At 47.4% G+C, this 21,854-nt stretch carries 19 protein-coding genes; 12 read left to right on the top strand and 7 right to left on the bottom strand.

What is annotated here, in order from left to right:
• The first annotated feature begins 4 nt into the window (after positions 1–4).
• The 9 genes from ACNI29_RS11630 (at position 5) to ACNI29_RS11590 (ending at position 8,753) form a co-directional block, all read left to right on the top strand.
• Positions 5–1,147, top strand: coding sequence for a hypothetical protein (locus tag ACNI29_RS11630; RefSeq protein WP_419778543.1), 1,143 nt, complete (start codon positions 5–7; stop codon positions 1,145–1,147).
• Between the two features lie 96 nt (positions 1,148–1,243).
• Positions 1,244–1,516, top strand: coding sequence for an amphi-Trp domain-containing protein (locus ACNI29_RS11625; protein ID WP_419778542.1), 273 nt, complete (start codon positions 1,244–1,246; stop codon positions 1,514–1,516).
• 3 nt (positions 1,517–1,519) lie between these two features.
• A complete protein-coding gene (locus tag ACNI29_RS11620) occupies positions 1,520–3,178 on the top strand; it encodes a PhoU domain-containing protein (protein WP_419778541.1) in 1,659 nt (552 codons plus the stop codon).
• 24 nt (positions 3,179–3,202) lie between these two features.
• Positions 3,203–4,078 (top strand): GAK system ATP-grasp enzyme, encoded by an 876-nt coding sequence (locus ACNI29_RS11615; RefSeq protein ID WP_419778540.1) that lies wholly within the window; start codon positions 3,203–3,205, stop codon positions 4,076–4,078.
• Positions 4,078–5,166 (top strand): HprK-related kinase B, encoded by a 1,089-nt coding sequence (locus tag ACNI29_RS11610; RefSeq protein ID WP_419778539.1) that lies wholly within the window; start codon positions 4,078–4,080, stop codon positions 5,164–5,166. The genes ACNI29_RS11615 and ACNI29_RS11610 overlap by 1 nt, the downstream gene beginning before the upstream one ends.
• Before the next feature lie 321 nt (positions 5,167–5,487).
• Positions 5,488–6,675 carry a GAK system CofD-like protein gene (locus tag ACNI29_RS11605; protein ID WP_419778538.1) on the top strand — a complete coding sequence of 396 codons (1,188 nt, stop codon included), beginning with the start codon at positions 5,488–5,490 and terminating at the stop codon, positions 6,673–6,675.
• Positions 6,676–6,702: 27 nt separating this feature from the next.
• On the top strand, positions 6,703–7,068 hold the full coding sequence (locus ACNI29_RS11600) for an amphi-Trp domain-containing protein (RefSeq protein ID WP_419778537.1): 366 nt from the start codon (positions 6,703–6,705) through the stop codon (positions 7,066–7,068).
• Positions 7,069–7,237: 169 nt separating this feature from the next.
• Positions 7,238–7,774 (top strand): hypothetical protein, encoded by a 537-nt coding sequence (locus tag ACNI29_RS11595; RefSeq protein WP_419778536.1) that lies wholly within the window; start codon positions 7,238–7,240, stop codon positions 7,772–7,774.
• Positions 7,775–7,889: 115 nt separating this feature from the next.
• Positions 7,890–8,753 carry a nitroreductase family protein gene (locus tag ACNI29_RS11590; RefSeq protein WP_419778535.1) on the top strand — a complete coding sequence of 288 codons (864 nt, stop codon included), beginning with the start codon at positions 7,890–7,892 and terminating at the stop codon, positions 8,751–8,753.
• Positions 8,754–8,855: 102 nt separating this feature from the next.
• Here the strand turns inward: ACNI29_RS11590 and ACNI29_RS11585 are convergent, their stop codons facing one another.
• A complete protein-coding gene (locus ACNI29_RS11585) occupies positions 8,856–9,344 on the bottom strand; it encodes a hypothetical protein (RefSeq protein WP_419778534.1) in 489 nt (162 codons plus the stop codon).
• Between the two features lie 198 nt (positions 9,345–9,542).
• Complete coding sequence (locus ACNI29_RS11580) at positions 9,543–12,656, bottom strand: PAS domain S-box protein (protein ID WP_419778533.1); 3,114 nt, start codon at positions 12,654–12,656, stop codon at positions 9,543–9,545.
• A 249-nt stretch (positions 12,657–12,905) separates the two neighbouring features.
• On the opposite strand from ACNI29_RS11580, the gene ACNI29_RS11575 reads away from it, so the two are divergent.
• The gene (locus ACNI29_RS11575; protein ID WP_419778532.1) at positions 12,906–13,181 is read left to right on the top strand and encodes a DUF2325 domain-containing protein; all 276 of its coding nucleotides are present in this window, start codon (positions 12,906–12,908) and stop codon (positions 13,179–13,181) included.
• A gap of 98 nt (positions 13,182–13,279) precedes the next feature.
• Here ACNI29_RS11575 and ACNI29_RS11570 read toward each other — a convergent pair whose 3' ends face one another.
• Positions 13,280–14,131: a deoxyribonuclease IV gene (locus ACNI29_RS11570; RefSeq protein ID WP_419778531.1), complete on the bottom strand. Its 852-nt coding sequence runs from the start codon at positions 14,129–14,131 to the stop codon at positions 13,280–13,282.
• Positions 14,132–14,153: 22 nt separating this feature from the next.
• Positions 14,154–15,302 carry a GAK system CofD-like protein gene (locus tag ACNI29_RS11565; protein ID WP_419778530.1) on the bottom strand — a complete coding sequence of 383 codons (1,149 nt, stop codon included), beginning with the start codon at positions 15,300–15,302 and terminating at the stop codon, positions 14,154–14,156.
• Positions 15,303–15,526: 224 nt separating this feature from the next.
• Here ACNI29_RS11565 and ACNI29_RS11560 point away from each other — a divergent pair, with 224 nt between their 5' ends.
• The gene (locus ACNI29_RS11560; protein ID WP_419778529.1) at positions 15,527–16,132 is read left to right on the top strand and encodes a YqiA/YcfP family alpha/beta fold hydrolase; all 606 of its coding nucleotides are present in this window, start codon (positions 15,527–15,529) and stop codon (positions 16,130–16,132) included.
• On the opposite strand, the gene ACNI29_RS11555 is transcribed toward ACNI29_RS11560, so the two are convergent.
• Positions 16,129–17,313: a GNAT family N-acetyltransferase gene (locus ACNI29_RS11555; RefSeq protein ID WP_419778528.1), complete on the bottom strand. Its 1,185-nt coding sequence runs from the start codon at positions 17,311–17,313 to the stop codon at positions 16,129–16,131. The two genes, ACNI29_RS11560 and ACNI29_RS11555, sit on opposite strands and share 4 nt — an antisense overlap.
• Before the next feature lie 17 nt (positions 17,314–17,330).
• Positions 17,331–18,245 carry a LysR family transcriptional regulator gene (locus ACNI29_RS11550; protein ID WP_419778527.1) on the bottom strand — a complete coding sequence of 305 codons (915 nt, stop codon included), beginning with the start codon at positions 18,243–18,245 and terminating at the stop codon, positions 17,331–17,333.
• A gap of 151 nt (positions 18,246–18,396) precedes the next feature.
• On the opposite strand from ACNI29_RS11550, the gene ACNI29_RS11545 reads away from it, so the two are divergent.
• Positions 18,397–18,822 (top strand): iron-sulfur cluster assembly scaffold protein, encoded by a 426-nt coding sequence (locus ACNI29_RS11545; RefSeq protein WP_419778526.1) that lies wholly within the window; start codon positions 18,397–18,399, stop codon positions 18,820–18,822.
• 6 nt (positions 18,823–18,828) lie between these two features.
• Here ACNI29_RS11545 and ACNI29_RS11540 read toward each other — a convergent pair whose 3' ends face one another.
• Entirely contained in the window at positions 18,829–21,852 is a 3,024-nt protein-coding gene (locus ACNI29_RS11540; protein WP_419778525.1) for an ATP-binding protein, read from the bottom strand.
• Positions 21,853–21,854: the final 2 nt, after the last annotated feature.

Raw genomic sequence — 21,854 nt, 5'->3', positions numbered from 1 at the left:
TAAAATGAACACAGCAGCATCCTGCCCCGCGGCAGTAAAAGTTTCTCCTGAAATTACAGACGAAGATCGCCAACGATTCCATGAAGTGATCTCCACAGAACTTGCCGACTGGCAGATCGAGCAGGTGGTCACCCCCTCCAAAATCTATCCCCGGCAGGAGAACCTGCTGGCCGCGCACTGGCATCCGGAATTCGTTCCCTTTAAGCACATTACCCAACGCGTGGCAAAGATGTTCCCCAATGTACACGACAAGCTCATGATCCCCACCCAGCATAACCTGCTGATGAGTTACGGGGATTACACCGGGGTTGAGGTGGACTGCTATGCCAGCGGATTCAACCAGAAAGTTCAGCTCCTGCTCCACTTTGAAAATGAAAAAGTGCAGGAAGCCCATGTGCTGAAATCCATGCTGGCCCACACATTCAAATACCGCTCCTCCCAGCTTTTCCAGTACATGGACACCATCACCAAACCGATTGAAGACCGCATAGAAAAAGCAGCCAAATCCACTGGTGCTGATGAGGATCTCGTGGAAATGGTTCGCGTCTACGTGACCAAAATCCAGACAATGCTTGATGAAGAATGGTCCAGCGTTCCCCGGGATTCCATCAAGAACAAACTGCTGCGCAACTATTTTGATGCCATGCGCCCAAAATACGGAGACACACTGATCAACCGCATTCAGGCCTATCTCAAAACTGTTAAAAAGCTGGTCAAGGCTGACTTCTCTCTTAAATTTTTCTACCGGGCCACTGAAGTGATTGAGGAAGCCCGCTCCCTTGGCGGATGCGTTGTCATTCCCCACCCCGAAGAATTCTGGCCCATTCTGCTGGCAAAATATGATGTGGACGGCATTGAGGTCTGGAACCCTCAATCCCAGCGTTATACCGACTTCCTGATCTCCGTGGTCAACGAGCAAAACGCTTCTCGCCCTTCCGGCAGTAAAGAACTACTCATTTTTATGGGTGACGACTGCCACATGAGCGAAAAAACCAAACCGCTTGAAACTCAAGACCCGGCAAAGGCTGCGCGCGAAATCGGCCTGCAGCCCGCATGGGACGACCTGAATATCAGAAAAAAACTCATCGTGGCCGGAATCGACCGTCACTCTGTAATTCAGGAATACAAATCCCGAATGGCAGGTTAACCGAGCAATACCTTCGTCATCTAATCTTCACATTGCTGCAATCATTCACGTTACACTCAATGTTAGAAGCAGCAAAACATCTTATGGAGAAACATGATGGCAGGCGAAAAAAAGTTCGTATTTGAATCATTGCAGGATGCGGAGACTATCCGAACCTTCCTGCAATCCCTTGTTGATGGATTTGAGTCTGGAAACATAAAGCTTTCCACCAACGGCGATGAAATTGAACTGCACCCGGAAGGACTGCTTAATTTTACTGTAAAAGCTAAAAGAAAATCCGGTAGCAATAAGGTCAATATCAAAATCGGTTGGAAAGATTCTGTTGTAGACGCAGAGACATCTGACAAAACCCTAAACATCGACACCTAAACTATGCTTACATTCGAAGGGTTGGACGAAAACTTTAAATTCCTCATTATTGAGGTTCTAAATCAGCTCAAGGCAACACGGGAGTTCGTAAATTCGCCCTCCCGTTCCTTGTTCCGCAAGATAACATCCCGCGACGATTATATCGATAATCTTAAAACCGTTATCGAGAACAAGTCATATTCACGAATCAACAGCTCCATTGATCTTGACACCAAGCTGCTGAACAAAATCAGGGCCATACAGGTCTCATCGGTTAATCTGGAACGAATCGGCGACCACTGTGTAAACATCGTCAACCAGATGGCTTATCTGGAAGACAAAGGTTACGTTAACCGCTACGAGTGCGCTGAAGCCTTCGATATAATTGAGGGAACAGTTGAAAAAATAGCCGAGGGCTTCAATTCTGAAGACATGCCTCTGGCCCTTGAAATATGTAAATCCGAATACCGTCTGGATTCACTTTACAAAGATAACTTCAACCGCATTATGGCGGAAATGGGCAGCGGGAAAAACATCCCGGACCTCGTTACCTGCCTGTTTATCTTCCGGTATCTGGAAAGGATCGGAGACTCCCTGCTCAACATCGGGGAAGCAATCATCTTTTCCATTCTCGGCGAACGAATCAAGATTGAGCAGTTCGAATCCCTGCAACAGACCTTGAGTGTTTCCGGCTACGATGGATCGTTCTCCGATATCGACTTTCAGGGTATCTGGGGCTCCCGCTCCGGCTGCCGCATAGGCCGGATACAAGCCAAAGGGGATGACAACAAGAACAATCCCCCGGTAGCACAGGGAAGTATCTACAAAGAAGGCAATCTCGATAAAATCAAACTGGAAAAAGCCAGCCTTGAACAATGGGCTGAACGCTTTCCGGGCATGGTTCCTGAAATTTTCGGTTTCCACGAAAGTAAAGAAGAAAACAAAGGGTCCATGCTGGTAGAATTCCTGCCCGGCTGTACTCTTGATACAATGATCCTGACTTCGGACGATAATGATCTGGAAAACGCCCTGTTCACCCTTGAACAGACCCTTCGCCATGTCTGGACCACCACCAAGAAGGAACAATCAATCCGGACCACCTTCATGGACCAGCTCAAGTCTCGTCAGAACGGGGTTCTTCAGGTCCACCCGGAATTCCACCGCAATTCCCGCCAACTGGGATCTGCAGAGATAGTATCTTCAGAAGAACTGATCAACGAATGTAGAACTATCGAAGAAACCCTTCCGGCTCCTTTCACCGTGTTCATCCACGGCGACTTCAACTGCAACAATGTTGTTTACAGCAATGACGACGAACGGGTCAGGTTCATCGACCTGCACCGCTCCCGCGATTTTGACTACATTCAGGACCTATCGGTCTTCCTTGTTTCCGGATTCCGCATGCCCGTTTTCGACCGCCCCATCCGAAACAAAATAAACGCCGTCATCTCCCGCACATACAACTTTGCGGAAGAATTCGCGCAGGAAAACAACGATGAAACATGGCAGGCCAGATTGACTCTTGCCTTGGCGCGCTCCTTCTACACTTCCACCCGCTTCGAATTCAACTACGCTTTTGCCAAGGAAATGTTCAACCGCTCCATGTTTCTGCTCGAAAAAATGAACCGCTACAGCGGGAAGTGGAATAATTTCATTCTGCCTGAAGACATTCTTCACTACTAAACAAGCTAATCAAAGGTGCATACCATGAAAATAGGTGTAATAGGACTGAAAGGCGCATGGTCCTCCGAGCAGCTTGCAAAGGCTGTTGCTGAAAAGACCGGCCGCGCTACAAAGATTTTCGAAATGCAGGATGTACGCCTCGATCTGCCTTCAGGCCGGGCTATAGTAGAAGGAGAAGACCTTTCCACTTACGATGCGCTGATCATCAAAAAAATCGGCAGGCAGTACTCCCCGGATCTGCTCGACCGTCTTGAAATGCTGCGCATGCTCGAAGGACGCGGGGTAAAGATTTTCTCCTCCCCATACTCCATCCTGCGTGTTCTGGACCGCTTAACCTGCACAATATCCTTGCAGCTTGGCAATATCCCCATGCCCCCGACCACAATTACAGAAGACGTGGATCACGCTCTGGCTGCCGTGGAAGAATACGGTGAAGCTGTTTTCAAGCCACTTTACAGCACCAAGGCACGGGGCATGTTCGTACTTAAGCCCGGACCTGACGCCCGCAAGATCATTGAGGACTACCATAAGGAGTACAATACCATGTACATCCAGAAAACCATCGACCTCAATGACAGTGACCTCGGCATAGTTTTCCTCGGCGGAGAATACCTGACCACTTACGCACGCTGTAAAACCACTGACTCCTGGAACACCACAACCGTAAACGGCGGCAAGTATGCCCCGGTGGACCCCCCGCAGGAAATCATCGACCTGGCCCATAAGGCACAGGCTATTTTCAACCTCGATTTCACCTGCGTTGACGTGGCCATTACCCCTGACGGCCCATATATTTTTGAAGTATCGGCATTTGGAGGATTTCGCGGCCTGCTTGATGCACGAGGCATTGATGCAGCTGTCCATTACGTAGACTACGTGATCAAAAAGGTGGAAGGATAATGAACCAGAGTGCAATCACCAAATCCGCTATTGTTAAAAAATACCGCAGCGAATTCCCGGCGACTGAGTCCCTGTTCATCGACTTCGGCGGCTGCGTAATTGAAACACGGGTCAACAACTCCGAACTGTTGGCTGACCTGAACAACTACTTCAAGGAATTTCTGATAGATGCCGAAAAAGGCGATATCCTGATCACCGCACACGAGTGCCCTAAAGCGGACCTCGGCCTTGAATACACCGTTAAGCAGCCTGATCCCGGCAAAACCAAGATCAAGGAAGAGTTTCACAACCTTCCTGATGGCCGCGTGGTCTACAAAAGACTGACCGGGATGATCTTCGTCTTCGGCGGTAACGAGAACATCGCCATCGGTCCCTGCATTGAAAACTCCAATCAGGTCATCAACTTCATCAACAACCGTTTCATTGAATACAAGCTCAACAAAGGTTCCTTCCTCGGACATGCTGCCGGTGTACTTGAGAACGGTCGCGGAATCGCCATGGCCGGTTTCTCCGGCATGGGTAAATCAACCCTCGCCCTGCATCTTATGAGCCGAGGCACAACATTCGTCAGCAATGACCGCATTATGGCCGAAGACAACGGTGATTCTCTAACCATGTACGGCGTGGCCAAACAGCCGCGCATCAACCCCGGAACAGCGCTTAACAACCCGGACCTCAGCTGCATCGTAGCCCCAGAAGATAAAGAAAAATTCCTGTCCATGCCCAAGGAAGAACTCTGGGAACTGGAACACAAATACGATGCTCTCATCGACGAATGCTATGGAACGGACAAATTCATCCTCAAAGCACCGCTGAGCGGACTGGTTATCCTCAACTGGCAGCGTGACAACTCCGAGACCATCGTTAAAATTGTTGCCCCTAAAGAACGCAAAGACCTTGTGCCCGCTTTCATGAAGGGGACAGGACTGTTCTATCTCCCGGATTCGCCGGAAAAAGAAAATGATCCCGGTGTTGACGCCTATGCAGATCTTCTGTCAAAGACAACTCTCATTGAAATCAGCGGCGGCGTGGATTTCGATAAAGCAGCAGACGCCTGCCTGAAATTCATGAAAGAAGGAAAACTTTGATGCGCTATCGCGCTTTTGATAAATAGATTCCCTCCGGGGTCCAGAGAACCCTTTTGCAAAAGGGTTCTCTGGACTCTCCCAAAACCTTTTATCGGGGCTTCGCCGCTTCGCATTTAAATTTTGCACCTAGACACACTGCAATAACTTAAAATATATGAAATTTTAATTTAAAAACCATTCCCTAAGCTATATCCTGAACTTACTAAAAATCGTCTTTGGTGGAGAGGGGATGGGGATTCTTAAGGGGAAGGGGAGAGGCCCCTTTGGGCGACAGCAAAGGGACCTCTCCCCTTCCCCTTAAGCCGCCGGAGGCATAAAAAAATGCGCATTAAAATTGAACGAGAAGTCATGGTTCCTGACCCGCTGAAGCTGGAACGTTACCGGAGAACCCCGGACCTCGGCCCGAGGATTCTTTTTTTCAGTGGCGGAACCGCTCTCAAGAAAACTTCTTCCGTACTTGCCCAATTCACCCACAACAGCATCCACGTAATCACTCCGTTTGATTCCGGGGGCAGTTCAGCTGTTATCCGCAACCAGTTCAACATGCTGGCTGTCGGCGATATCCGCAACAGGCTCATGGCTCTTGCGGACCAGTCCGTGCTGGGCAACCCGGAAATCTACAAACTTTTCGCCTACCGCCTGCCCAAGGATGCCGGGGAAGACGAGCTGCGCGCAGAATTCGATGAGATGAAAGACTGCAAACACCCGCTGGTCCGCAACATCCCCGCTCCCATGCGCAAAATCATCCGCAACCACTTCATACAATTCGCGGACTTCATGGGCGACTTCAACCTGCGCGGGGCCAGCATCGGTAATATAATCCTCACCGCCGGCTACCTTACCAACCGTCGTCACATTGACCCGGTAATCTATATCTTTTCCAAACTGGTTGAGGTGCGCGGCATTGTGCGTCCCACCGTTAATCAGGATGTCCACCTTGCTGCTGAGCTGGAGGACGGCAGCTTTGTAGTCGGTCAACACCTGCTCACCGGAAAGGAAGCTTCTCCCATCGGTTCCGGCATCAAAAAACTTTGGCTGGCAGAACATCTGGAAGACTCCACACCCAGCACCGTGCAGATCAGAAATAAAATGAAAAAACTGATCAACAGCGCAGAACTCATCTGCTATCCTTTGGGTAGTTTTTATTCCAGTGTGGTGGCCAACCTGCTACCGGAAGGGATAGGCAAAGCCATCAGCGACAGCCGTTGTCCAAAAGTTTTCACTCCCAACACCGGAACAGACCCGGAACTAAAGGGACACTCGCTCACGGACCAGATTCATAAACTGCTTTACTATCTGCGTAAGGACGATCCTGAAAACATCACCGTCAGTGACGTGCTCAACTTTGTCCTCATAGACTCGGTAAACGGAATCTACCCCGGCGGAGTTGACAAAAAAGAGATAAACAAACTCGGCATACAGGTAATTGATTGCGAGCTTGTCAGTGAAGAAAGCACTCCGTATCTTGACCCGCTTCTTCTTTCGCAAGCCCTGCTTTCACTGACCTGATAACCACATAAAAAGGCAAGGTACATAATGGGTAAAGAAGGAAAAGCAAAAGTCGGTCTGAAAAAGAAAAAAATCGGACAGGAAGAAACCATTGCCATTCTGGAAGACATCCTGAAAAGCTTTAAAGCCGGAAAAATGGTTATCCAGAACGACGAAGAATCAGTAACCCTGACCCCTTCAGATGGAATCAACATAAAAATCAAGGCCAAAACCCAAAAACTGAAAAACAAACTAAGCATGGAGCTTTCATGGAAAACCGCTCCTATTGAGGCTGACGATTTCACCATCACTGAACCAGTAGACGTAACTGAAGCAGAAATGGAATCCGAGCCGGAAACTCCTGTCACTGACATTTCAAACAAAGCAAAAGTCATCAAGAAAGCAGAACAATAATTACTTATACATAACTACCGAAACTCCTCCCCGTGCACACGGCGAGGAGTTTTTCTTTGCCAAAAATATCCCTTCATTGACTTTGAACACCTAACCCTTACCTATATAGTAGGAAGGTATGCGTTGTTTACTAGGCTCAACCTAACCACACAGCCGCAAGGAGGGCCAAATGAAGTTGTTCAGTGTAAAGACTTTATTTGTCGTGGTTCTCGCGGCTGCAATGGTTATTTTTGCAACCCTCGCTCATGGAGCTAGTTTCAAGTTCGTAATGGAAAACAAAGGTAAAACTTGGAAACTCGGCAACAATAACTACCTCGGTTCCATTGGATTCAGCAAACTGCAGGCATCTGAGACCTTCACCCTCGGTGACATTGATGCGCACATAGATCACGGTACAACTGTCCGCTTCTACGCCGGAAAAGGAATGACCGGATACACAGAGTACACTCCCCTGACCACGCAGTCTGTCTTCGACTACACTTCGCTCACAGGAAAGCATAATATTGAAAATGCATTTTACGTTGAATTCGAACCCAAGAAGGTCCGCTTCGCCCACTTCGGTTACGGAGGCCATAAGAACCTCCACGCTATTGGTAAACTTGGACTCCTTGAATCAGTTCCAGCTCCTGTACCTGTTACAGCTCCGTGGACGCTCGTATTGGCAGGACTGATGCTTGCCGCCGGTATAAAACGACTGACCTCTTAAAAAAATCGGCCCCGCCTAAAAAAGACGGGGCCGATTTTTTTAAGACTAGCCAAACGAAAATCAATGCTTACTATCATGTGAATCAAAATTCACATTCACCGAAACAGGATACAAAATGTTGCCAGTTATAATCGACCCTGAGCTCTGCAAAGCGGACGGGCTTTGTGTGCATGTATGTCCCCTTTCCGTTCTTAGTGTAGAAGAAAATGGTCAAACTCCCACCGTCCATCCCAAGAAGACCAAATACTGTATAAACTGCGGCCACTGCATGTCAGTCTGCCCCGCCGGCGCCATTACTCTAAGTGCGTTTGAAGGCGAACAGGCCGTTCCTTTCACCCAAGAAGAACTACCTAGTTCCACTAAAGTAGAAACATTGATCAAAACCCGCCGCTCGACCCGCAGATTTAAAAAAACAACGCTCAGTGCTAATGAAATAGGCGAACTGATCCATACCGCCGCCTATGCCCCTTCCGGACACAACGCACAACCCGTTTCATGGACTGTTCTGGACAGCCCGGAAAAGGTCCACGAACTAGGGGAGGTTGTCGCCGAATGGATGGAGGAAATGGTCAAGCAGAAAAACCCGCTGGCAAAAAAACTTTTTTTGCCCGGTCTGGTTAATGCATGGAAAAAAGGCAACGATGTTATCTGCCGCAACGCTCCTGCAGCCGCCATCGCATGGGCCCCCAAGCTGGGGATAACCCCGCAGGCGGATACTGTTATCGCTACCAACACCCTTGAACTTACCGCTCACGCAAAAGGCTACGGAACCTGCTGGGCCGGATACATAGTCCTAGCCGCTGCATACAGTCAAAAAGTGCTGGATTATCTGGAAATACCGGACAACCACATGGCCCACGGAGCACTATTCCTCGGCTATCAGGCAACAAAATATCGCAACATCCCGGCCCGACACAAAGCTGCACCAGAAAAAATAGACGGGAAATTTATCTTTCGTGCCCGGCCTAATGCGCATTAAAAAATTATTACCCTAAATTCTTACAAAAAATAAACCCACAATATCATAATGATATTGTGGGCTTTTTTACTCGATAACATTAAAAAATACACGCTAAGCAAATTAAATACGCTTACCGGGCTTGAAGGCGGTGCGTAAAAATTTGGGCGTAAAAAGTCTGAAGGGATTACTTACAAGCTTATCGGGCATAACGTGATACCAGCGGTATCCCAGACGGTGGTATACTTTTTTAGCCAGACATCCGTACCCGGTCTGCCTTGCGGCCCAGAGTGCGGCGTCTCGCTGGCAGCGGGAAGTTGCCACAGCTTTAAATATTTTATCGCTGAACCCCTTATCAACCAGCATCTTTCGGATACGCAGATATTCCCGATACCTGCTGATAATATCGGCCACCGAGAAAAAAGCCCCGGTCACCCAGCTCATGGCGATTGCAGCAGAGGTGATGAAACCGAAACGGTGTCCGTCACGGTAAAACTCAGCCGCAAGCCATACGAGGGTTACGACCATACCAATGCAAAGCCCCAGAACAAAATGAGGTAAAGGGGCCACACGCAAATAATTATATTTTTTCTGTGCAAGAGCCTTTAGCATCACAATCCGTCCGTAAAAAAACATACTTTTCGCAGCAACGCCACAGATGGAGTTTTTATCGACTGCCTAAGTATGGATTTACCATTGTAATAAAAACCGTTCAAGAAATATCGGACGAAATAAAAATGACATAAACTACTAAATAAACATTATTTTTCTATACCTAAAGATCTCCACCGGAAATAACATATTACAAGACTAAGCCTCGGCAACCTCCGATAGCTCCGCCAAAAGATCATCCACATTAAAAGGCTTGGTGATGCGTGAGTCCATGCCGCTTTCAAAGCATTTCTCCAACAATTCCGCTCCGACATTAGCAGTAAGGGCCACTATCCTGACCGGGGAATGTGTCTTACGGATCGCCTTGGTTGCTTCAAAACCATCCATCACAGGCATCTGGATATCCATGAAAATTATATCGAAATCGTCAGCATCGTCAAAAGCGTCAACAGCATCTTTACCGTTCTCGACCATCAGGTAATCCGTAATGCCGTTCTTATCAAAAATCTTACGCAGCAGGATTCGGTTCATCTTGCTGTCGTCTGCTACAAGCACCTTCAAAGCGGAAAGATCCTGAACAGGACGAACATCCGCAAGATTTTCAGCTCCGGCAACTTCTTCGCAGACTTCTACTGGCAGAATAAAAGAAAATAGCGCCCCGCCCTGATCATTATTGCTGGCCGACAATTCCCCGCCGAGATGCTTAACCAGCTTGTAACAGATAGATAGCCCCAATCCGGTCCCACCGTATCGGCGGGTTATACTTGGGTCAGCCTGAACAAAAGACTTAAATAATGACTCAACAGCTCCATCAGGCAAACCTATTCCGGTATCCGAGACCTCAAATGAAAGATAGGTTTTACTCTCTTCATCAGAGAGTGAGGCAATACCGCAGCGCAGGGTCACACTACCCTTGTCGGTAAACTTGACCGCATTACCGAGCAGATTGACCAGCACCTGACGCAGCCTGAGACTGTCCACGCGCACACACCCCGGTACTCCCTTAGCATCAAGAATAACCTGCAACGGCTTATTCATCGCCCCCACATCAAACATATCCCGAATATCCTGTAAAAAGACCGGAAAATCGATGTTCTCCTCATTCAGTTCCATATGCACTGAATCAAGTCTGGAATAATCAAGAATGTCATTAACAATCACCAACAGACTATCGACTGAGGAATTGATCAGACGCAGATTCTCCTGCTGCTCAGGGGTCATCTCCGACCGCTGCAGCAGCTGAACAATGCCTTTGACCGCGTTCATAGGGGTTCTGAATTCATGAGTCATATTAGCCAAAAAACGCCCCTTGGCCTCATTAGCTTTCTGGGCATCTTCCCTGCTGATCCGCAATTCCCGCTCAATCATCTTCAGTTCAGAAATGTCTTCAACCGAAACCAGAATCCGACCCCACGAATTCTCAAAGCCCGGAACAACATTGAGGTTTAAAATAAAAGATTGTTGCTTTCCGTCCAGCCGCACAAAATTGAACTCGCTGCGGTGACGCTTGATCCCTTTGAGCAAATCAAGAATAATTGTTCTGTAAATGCGCCAGGAGTGAGAGGTAACGTAAGCAGTGAGTCCGCCCTTTAATAATTCTTCACGGGAATTGTTGCCGAAAAATTCAATTGTCCGGTTATTTGCATCAATAATATCAACCATATCGACACAGCGACGCAGCGAAGATGCATCTGATAGCAACTCTTCACGGATAACAGGGAGCATGTCTGAGCCGTATGAATCAAGATGTTTCTTAAGTTCCCCCATATCAAGTTCTAAAAGGGCTACCGGAGAATTCTCAAACAAAGACCGGAATCTCCACTCACTATCCTGCTGTTTCTCCTCGGCTTTCTTACGGGCTGTAATATCAATAACAAACCCTTCCACATAATCCGGAACACCGGGCTCAGCAGCAACCAGCCTAAAATCCCGTGATGTCCAGACAGAACTCCCATCCCTGCGCAAACACTCAACTTCATATGAAAAAACCTGCCCGGACAAGCGTAACATCTGCACAGCACGGGTCCAATCAGAACTGTTTACATAGACCTGTTTACTCAGGTTTTGGACATTATCCAGCAGCTCCTCGCTGCTCTCATATCCATAAAGCCCAGCCAGAGCTTTGTTGACTGTCAGATATTTTCCTTCCGGTGTGGCCTGAAAAATACCTATCGGAGCGTTATCAAAAATATCCCTGAATTTTATTTCGGCCCGCCGACGCAAGGAATCGGCTAATTGACGATTTTTAACTTCCTGTTCTATTTTCTTGTTCTTTTTATTGACCTCATCAACTCTCTTGGCGGCTTCCTGCATACGCGCTTCATAGACCTTGCGGGCCAGGATAGACCGGATCAACCACAGGCTGCCACTCACAATAAGCAGGAATGTCATTATCGAAAGCAAATATTGCATCCGCAAACTAAGAATGCCAAAAAGCCTCTCTTCTTCAACAAGACTTATGATGCTAAGCGAAGTCCCCTGCACAGGTGAAGAAATAGCAAGATAGTCCACTTCCCGACCGTCCTCTCCGCCCTCAACCACGGTCAGCCCGCTCCACTCATGCAGGACATCCATAAGCAGAAGCTCACCACTGAGTCTGGCTGAATTATCGGAAACAGCCATAACAGTTGATCCGACATGCAGAAAATCGCTACCGATTGCGGGGGAGACTGTCATAAAGCTAAGGCTTCGATGCAGACTTTCAGGCCTTGTCCAGCCGACCACAGTCCCCCTGACTCCCAAAGAGGCATCTACCGGAGCACTTACGACAATAGCCAGCTCGCCACCATATTCCCCGGCAAAAAAAGCAGGGGTTCCGTGCCGGACCCTGAACATCTCCAGTCCACTCGAATCGTCCGCCAATGAACAATCAGCATCCGAATCGACCAGCGTTTTGCCGTATTTATCCAGTATGGCAATACGCGAGTAAGCCCGTTCGTCCCCCACGACACGCTCAGAAAGATCATAATCAAGCAGCGCGCACAAATCCTGAACAGAACCCAAATCCTTGGCAACGGCATCACGCCCGCCTTCATACAGAAAACTCAACATCGATTGCAGAGAATCACTTGCAGCAATATTCTCAAGCTCGGAAACGCGATTGGAAAAGTAAACACTTACAGCCATGGCCCTTCTTGCGGATTCTCCGGCAAACAACTCACGGGCCGTATTTCTAACTTGTAATTGTGAAGAATATCCAACCCATAGTGAAAGCCCGACAAAACCGGCAAACACCGCAAATGCACAAAACAGCAAAATGCGGTATCCGATGTTTTTTATTCCTGATCCAGGACCGGTTTCTTTTTTTTTCATCAAAGCAGATATCTTTCAGTCAGAATTATTAATTTTTACTAGTCTGAAAAAGAATTAAGCCAATTCATTTGGATTTATATAATAACTCAAACCGAAATAAAAACATATACCGTCATTAGAGGTATTTTTACTATCTAATAAAATACTTACATACATCTACTTAAGACAATTTATTTTCCGCCCCTTTCGCTTGACACTGATAATCATTTTCACTATAAAATAATCAAAACTTAAAACATGGAGGCAATCATGTGCGCAGCTCTGATAGGCGGAATGGACAGACTTAAAAGGGATTACATTGTTTCAGCCAAGAAAAAAGGCGTGAAGCTTAAAGTCTTTACCGGAAAGGAAAACAAAGTTTCAGCAAAACTGGGCAATGCCGACCACGTGATTATCTTCACCAACCAGATTTCCCACGCAGCGAAAAAAGACATCGTAAAATACACCAAAGCCAAGCAGATTCCCTTGCACATGTTCCACTCTTGTGGCGTATCCACCCTGAAAAACTGCCTTGAAAATCTGTAGTTAAAAAATGAGCCGAAAATCTACGGCGGGGAAGACGGTTTGGAGACAGTCTTTTACCCGGCCGCAGAAACCAGCCAGCCACAGTCTATCCGAACCTGCTAATCACGCAGGGAGCGGAGCAGCTCAATATTCATTATATCAAGTTTAAATTCCGGATCATCGTCTTTTGGGGTCTCAATGACCTTGGGAATGCTTGAAAAACGCGGATCACTGACTATGCTGCGGAACCCCTCAAGCCCGATATTTCCCTGACCGATATGCTCGTGACGGTCTTTATTGGACCCAAGTTCCTGCTTACTGTCATTAAGATGAAAAAAACGTATGAAATCAAGACCGATAAGCTTATCAAAACGTTCGAAAACCTCAGCGCAAGATTCAGCTGTGCGCAGATCGTATCCGGCAGCAAAAGCATGGCAGGTATCAAAACACACTCCCATGCGTGAGGTGTAGCCGGAATCTTCCAGAATCGTAGCCAACTCACCAAACCTGCTGCCCAGATTTGTTCCCTGACCGGCGGTATTTTCAATGAGAACCTTCACTTCCTCAGTTTCCGAAAGAGCAATAGCCTGATCAAGATTAGAGACGTAGCGTTCCAAGCCCTCCATCTTACCAGATCCAAGATGGGAACCGGGGTGGGTAACCAGATATTCAATTCCCAGCTGTTCTGTACGGCGAAGTTCTTCAGCAAAAGCCTTTACGGACTTAGCGGCTCCGTCCGGTTTCGGGGAAGCCAGATTGATAAGATATGAATCATGGACGCTGACCGGATAATTGCCCCACTCTTCCCTTAATTTCTTAAAATTCGCCACGACCTTTGATTCGAGAGGCTTAACTTTCCACTGCCGCTGATTGCGAGTGAAAATCTGCAACGCTGTCCCGCCGACAGCCATTATTCGCTCTACCGCTTTGTCCACTCCGCCGGTAATGGGCATATGGGCACCAATATACATAACAATTCCTTATTTTCAGATTTTACGGATCACGCAATCCGCCTGTCTCGGCAAGCTCCATAAGCACTGGAGCCAACAATTGCGGGTCAATCAGTCCTCCAGACTCATCGGAAACAAGTCTGCGGTCAATTACTTTCAACGGTAATTTCTCCAAGGCCGCGAAGTCCTGATTTTCCTGATAGATACCTTTTTCCGAATCAATAAGGATATAATTCAAAGCCCTGTCCAAATTTATATAAGCAGCACTGTCCATGCGCATAGCTTCAAGTATGCGTTCAACCTGAAGATTAATGTCATGTCCCAGAAGTTCAGGATCAAACCCCATATTGGGAATAAAAACCTTGGGACAATTTTTAGCCACCACAGCCTGTCCTAAACCTCGCGGAGAAAGAGCCGCCAGAGTACTGGAATAAAAACTGCCCATGGGGTAAACAATTAAGTCCGCATTGTTCACCAAGTTAATAGCCAATGAAGAAGCATGCACTGAACGCGGCCAAGGATCATCCACACCGGAACAAATCCACATACCGTCGATAGGTGAGCTGACCGGGTCGCTTTCCTTGCCGGTGAAAAGATGTTGTCCGGCCAGAATTTCCCCATTCATCAAACGAACCGCCAGATGTCCGTTGTCCACCGTGGATGCACGGACAATACCTCTTACACCGATCAATCGTGAAAGCTGGGCAATAGACGGAGCCAATACCCGCTGATGGGCCATGAACCCAGCAGCCAGCACAATATTGCCAAGACTGGCATTCACCGGGTCAAAGCTGTCCCCGGCAAGCTCGATAAATAGCGCGAAACGTTCTGATAATATCTTGCGGACTATTTCGGAAAATCCATCCATAAGGGAATGTGAACCATTGGCAAGATGGGAAAGCTGGCCGTAAAGGGCGGTTCGGTCTGCATAGCGGGGCAGGCGGGTGTTGAGCATAGCCACAATATTAGCCTTCTCGGGGCTGTCTGTATCGGCAAGGGCGAGCATGCGGTTACGGACATCACCTACCGCCGGCATATTAAAAACTTCGCGCAATGCTGCAGAACTGCCCCCGGAGTCAAAAGTGGTAATAATATAAGCGCACTGCGGATTAAATTTTGCAAGCTCGGAGGCCAGCCCGTTTAAAGCAGTTCCCCCGCTGAAAAAGACAACCGACGGATGCGTTTTATCCACCTACTACTCCTTGTACTTAACTATGCGGAATTTTTAGGACCGGTAATCTGTAAAACTAAAAAACTATACCGACAAAGTAAAAAATAGGATTGTCAAAACGAAATCAATGCAGCAGACGTCACTCGTTTCCCTTGCAGGCATTCATCCTTTGGATTACCAAAAACAATATTTGCTAGTGAAGATATTCATATAATTCCCAATAAACATAACCCAATATCGCCGACATGAAAAATATTTTTATTAACATACACGGATTCGGATCTTCAGGGGAAAACTCCAAGGCTGCTGCACTTACTAAAAACTATCCCGACCATGAACTTATCAGCCCGGATCTTCCGGCTGACCCGCTGGAATGCCTTGAAATTATAGATTCTATTGTAGTTGAAAATATTCAACGCCCCATTGTAATGCAGGGCTCCTCAATGGGTGGTCTTTATTCCATGATCATGCATATGCGTCACGGCGTACCGGCGCTGCTGATTAATCCGGCTCTGACTCCGGCCTCTCTGGTCCGCAACAGACTAGGTGAGACCTATGAGTTTTCAAACGGAGACAGCATCGTTATCGAGCAGGAACATGTGGACCGTTTTGCGATAGCGGAAAAAGAACTGGAAGAAGGTATCGCTGGAAGGAAAATAAAACAGGGCCAACTATTGGCTTTGATCGGTGAGCAGGATGAACTGCTGGATCAGAACATCATGAAATCAATACTGAAGCGCGCCGGGGCCGATATCATCTCATATGACAACGACCACCAGTTCCAAGGCTATGATGAAGTTTCCCTTACGGATGAAAAAGTGAAAAACTTTCTGCTTAAGGTGCGAGATTAATCCACCTCGTCTTCGGGATTACCCACCGGCATGAGCTCATTCATTTCGCTGATGTAACCGTTTTCAAGATTATTCACTTCCTGAATATAGGTCTTGAAAGTCAGGTCCATGGACGGCTCCGTAAATTTATGCAGGCTGTAGGATGGGGTTGAAAAAAAACCCCGTCTGGCCTTGTGTTCTCCACCCATGCCCGGATCATAAGAATTGATGCCGTTAGCCACAGCCCATTCAATGGGGGCGTAGTAACAGAGCTCAAAGTGCATAAAGCGCACTTCTTCAAAGCAGCCCCAATACCTGCCCCAAAGCTTATCACCGGAAAACACGAACATTGAAAGCGCCAGCGGCTCAGGATTATCACCGCGATAAGCAACGGTAAACATCAGATTCTCGCGCATGTTCCGCTTTAAGCCCTCGAAAAAATCAGGTGTGAGATATTTGCAGCTCCAGACCCCGAACTTATCGTTGGTGGACTCGTAACACTGGAACATCAGGTCAAAGTGACTGTCCGGAATTTCATATCCGGTCAGGGTTTCCACCCGGATACTTTCCCGGCGCAGAGCTTTCCGCTCACGGCGTACCGTCTTGCGTCTGTTGCTGTTCAGAGTTCCCAGCCAGTGGTCAAAGTCCCTGTAGTCGTGATTTTCCCAGACATAACCCTGATGCTTCCAGGCTGCATATCCGAGTGCTTCCATTTCATTAACCCACTCCGGGTCCACAAAGTTAAACGCGCAACTCCCCAAACCGTTTACAGAACAAAAACGGTCCAAGGTTTTACAAATCAGACTGCTTATTTTTTTGGCGGGAACATCAGGGGAAACCAGAAAACGATAGCCAGACGCCGGAGTAAATGGACTCATACCCACTATTTTCGGGAAATAAGTAATGCCGCCCTTTTGCGCGACTTCCATCCAGACACGGTCAAAAATAAATTCCCCTTCGCTCTGATCCCGTACAAACAACGGGGCAGCACCGACAAGTTTTCCTTCATAGCGGACCAGCAGATGCGCTGTGAGCCATCCGCTCTCAGTTGTGGCACTACCACTCTGCTCTATAAGCCGTAACCAGTCCCACTCCAGAAAAGGAAACTCCAATTCCTTGGCAAGGATATTCCACTCATCCCGCCCTACCTCGGTAATCGAAGGAATCCATGTAATCTCAAGTCCGTCCACTATATCAGTCATCTTCCAATCCTAAAAAACTATTCACTAAACTTTTCTGCAAAAGCTTTTGAGACAGAAAAATAATCAGCCACCCACTCCATAAAAACTCCTGCCGTGTTGGAGTAATCCTCTCTATTCCAGACCATGTAAATATCCATGCGCGGAAATTCATCACTAATGGGAACCATGGCAATCCCTTTACGCGAGAGCCGGCTGTTATCAGGCAGGAACGTAACTCCCATACCCGACGATATCAAAGCTGAAGCCCCGGAAAGACCGGAGATTTCCTGCCGTACTTTAGGGACCAGCCCTCTTGAGGAAAAGGAATCCATGATCGAATCATAAAGATCTGGCTGGCCTGTCCTGGGGAACAGAAGCAGATTCTCCTCAGCTATGTCGCTCAACGATACGCTTTTTTTTGTGGTAAAGATATGATCTTCGGGCACGGCAAGCACATGTTTTTTTGAAAACAACTTGATGGAGGAAAGACCGTCCATTGCGTGTAAATAAACCGAGGAAAATCCCACATCAAGCTCACCTGACCTGACTTTTTCCAACTGAATTGAAGCACCGAACTGGCTTAAGCGTACCGAGACTCCGGGATACCTGTGACTGAAGGAACGGACGGCCTCAGGGAGCAGACTGTCCATAGCAATTTCCAAAAAACCGACCCGAACGTTACCGTATTCTCCTTTGGCCATCCTTCCGGCTGTGGAAACCGCCTCTTCAACCTGCGCCACAATATCCATGGCCTGCTTGTAAAAATAACGCCCCTCATTGGTCAGCCGAACGTTACGGCTGTTCCGTTCCAGTAGACGTGCGCCTATTTCCTCTTCCAGCGATTTGATCTGCTGCGAAAAGGGTGGCTGGGCGATATGCACCCTGCGGGCTGCCCGACCGAAGTGTAACTCTTCGGCAACGGCAATAAAATATCTTAGCTGTCTTAATTCCATACTCTTAAATCCACGTGCTTTTATTGAACAATAAATCCTGTATAATTACAATATTAATGTCCTAAATCCAAAAACAGGCAAAAAGTTTAATTGCATTTTTTTCCGGCTTGAGCCAACCTCAGCACGCATTATAACTACAAGGAGTACTCTTATGATAGATAATCTCGATAACCTTCTGTCAGATATACAGCAACAATGTGATGATGCCGCAGAAGAAATGTTCGGAGCTGAAACTTCCCGCTGGCATAACCCGGCCCACGCCCGGACAATGGAATCACCCGATGCAGTTGGCGAAATGAAAGGCGCATGCGGAGACCTGATCAGAATTTACCTTAAAATTAAAGAAGACAAGATTAAAGAAGCATCTTTTTACACCACAGGGTGCGGCCCCAGCATTGTCAGTTCGGACATGGCGTGCGAACTCAGTATAGGAAAAAGTGTTGATCAGGCTTCTGAAATAGACGGGGAAGACATCCTAAAAAAACTTGGCGGCCTGCCTGAAGACAAAGAACATTGTGCACACCTGGCTTCATCCTCCCTGCAGGAGGCACTGGGCAACTGGCTGCACAAAAAGTAATCGGCTTTACGAACCGTATCTTAAAATACCTTTAATCAGGGTAATCTTTTTTATCGGTTTAGGCAGAAATCCACTGCATCCAGCATCAAGGCACTGCTCTTTATCTTCAACACGAGCATTTGCAGTAAGGGCTACCACCGGGGTCGGGGGGTAGCCGTTTTCCGCCTCATAAGCTCTTATTTCACGGGTGGCATCGAGGCCATTTTTAACGGGCATCTGGATATCCATCAAAACAAGGTCAAAATTGTTTTCCCGGTACATCCGCACGGCCTCTTCGCCATCCCCCGCATAGCGCAACCTGAACGGAGTATCTTTCAGGAAAAAATCATAAAGGATACGGTTGTTTTCCGAATCCTCAGCCACGAGGATTCGTAATGGGATCATGGCAAAATCTTCTTCCTGCTTGACTTCGGGTAGTTCGGATTTTCCATAAATATTTAGCATGGCCCGCTGCAGACTTCCCCGCGTAGCCGGCCAACCGACACTGCCTTTGACACCGAAAAGGAGATTAACCTCAGGACGGTTACTGCTCATGCCCGGTGACGATGAAAGAGTGCAGAAAACCGGATTGTCATTGTTCAAACGACTCTTAATAGCTTCAACTTCACTAAGTCCGTCCCCGTCTTCTCCCAGCCTGTCCGACACGATCACCAGTTCGGCATTGTTACGGCAGGAACCGCTCTGCACACATCCAAAATTCAAATCCCCGGCATGAGTACATTCTGCACCCCACGCACTAAAGCATTTGCAGATATATTCTCTGACCAGAACACGTTCATCAATAACCAGAACCTCACGGCCCTGCATGGCAGCCCGAACTTCTGAATCATATTTTTTACTAGTCTCTACGCTGCCGATCTTGATCTCAGCCCGAAACTCAGCCCCACCGGAAGGAAGATTGCGAACATTAATGTTGCCGTCCATCATTTCAACTAAATTGCGGGTAATGGACAACCCCAACCCGGTTCCACCATATTTGCGGGTAGTGGATGAATCAGCCTGCACAAAATTATCAAAAATCACTTTCAATTTTTCTTCAGAAATACCAATGCCACTATCGCAGACAACAATTTCCAGAACAGCACGCCCATCTGAATCAGCCCGAGTTGATATTTCCACTGTAACTGACCCGGAATCAGTAAACTTAATAGCATTACTGAGCAGGTTGACCAGAATCTGTTTTATGCGGGTCGGGTCCCCTACAAAATTACCCGGACAATGCGGGTCAACATGACAACCAAAGATAAGCCTTTTTTTCCAAGCACTTACAGACATGATTCCAGCAACTTCATCAACAAGATCATCAATATTAAACTCAGTCACCTCAAGAGTTAACTTCCCGGATTCAATCTTGGAAAGATCAAGAATATCGTTGATGAGAGTCAGCAGTGCTTTACCGGAATTCCTGAAAATAGAAACATAGCTCTTCTGTTCCGATGTCAGATTGGTATCTGAAAGCATGTCCGCCATTCCCAGAATAGAATTCATCGGCGTACGGATTTCATGACTCATCTGGGCCAGAAACTCACTCTTTGTCCGGTTGGCAACCTCCGCACGAGCCATTGCTTCTTCCAGTTTTTTCAAGGTATCGGCCATATGGGCTGAATTTCGCTCTTCGACCTCCTTGGCCCGCAGAAGCTCGGAAGCATAGCGTTGCAGCTCATCTTCATCCCGTTTGCGGTCAGTTACGTCACGGACCACACTCAAAAGCACATCCTGACCCTGGTAAGAAATCCTGCGTGAAACTATGTCAGTAAAAATTATCTCACCGGACTTTGAGATCGCAGGATATTCAAATTGCAGGGAATCGCTGGTCGCAAAGACACTGTTCATAGTGCCGCGCAGACTCTCGCGCTCATAAGCCGGAACAACTTCAAAAACAGTCTTCTTGAGAAATTCGTCATAATCATAACCAAGAAAATCCGTCCCGCGGCTGTTTACCTTAAGAAAAAAACCGTCAATGTCGGTGAGACAGACAAGATCATCAACATTATCAAAAAAGAACTGGTATTGCTCTAGTCCTCGAGTTTTGCGCAGACTTTCCAGCATAGCAGAAAGGGCATTACCTAACGCGTTAATTTCAGAAATACGCCCGGATCGATCAGGAAGATATTCTTCCCCACCAGTGGAAATAGCTTGGGCAGACGCAGTGATATCGCGCAAAGGACGAGTCAGAATATTGCTGAGATAAAGGGAAACAAGAACACACATTCCTATAACTGCGCCGAAAAGTGGCAACAACAACCAGAAAGTCCTCCGCAGGGATTCATTAAGCCGGGCATCCGAAACAAAATAAGCAAGGCCGGGCACTAGCGAACTGCGATACAAAACTCCATCAACATCGTCACTCAATGATGCTTCAACTATGTCAGCACCCAACTCGGAATCGTTAAATTTAAAATGCAGAGCTTTCCCGGTGAATAAGTCGTATGCTATACCTTTTTCAAAAAGGACCATTCTGCTGGATTCCGGGTAATGAAAAATGGATTTCAATTCAGGACGGGAGAAATCAACCATTCCGGCAGCACTCCCCACAAGTTCGGAGCGACTGCGGATGGGAAGAGAAAAAACAGTGAGAAAGCCGCCCTCTTCGTCCCGGCAAAACGAACAGCGGTGCGGAGAATCCTGCAACGCGTTATGTACATAAAGTTCATCAAAAGGCCGGGCAGAAGAGGAAAAAATCCTGCCGTCTTCTTTGCGCAGAACAAAAAAATCAAGCCCGGGAGGAGCTTGATCGTACTCGGACAATTTTTCAGCAAGAGGATAATCTACTCCCATCATAATGGCGACCCGGATGGAATTATCCCTGCTCAATTCACCCAGACGGCCCATGGCGCGGTCCAGAAAGCTATACAGCTCAAGACTTATCTCCTGCCCTTCTGCACGGACACGGTCATGAAATTCATTTTTAAGGGTACTGAAATAACTGTAGGAAAACACACCGCCCATTGCCAAAGCAGTTATAATTGCCATACCGCAAATCGCTGCGGCAACAAGAGAGGAGAGTTTATAAGAGGCAGTATTATTCATCG

The organism is Maridesulfovibrio spiralis (SeqCode) (assembly GCF_048571135.1).
Lineage (GTDB): Bacteria > Desulfobacterota > Desulfovibrionia > Desulfovibrionales > Desulfovibrionaceae > Maridesulfovibrio > Maridesulfovibrio spiralis.
The sequence above is the reverse complement of the archived record's forward strand: the minus strand, read 5'-3'. Positions and strand labels throughout refer to the sequence as shown.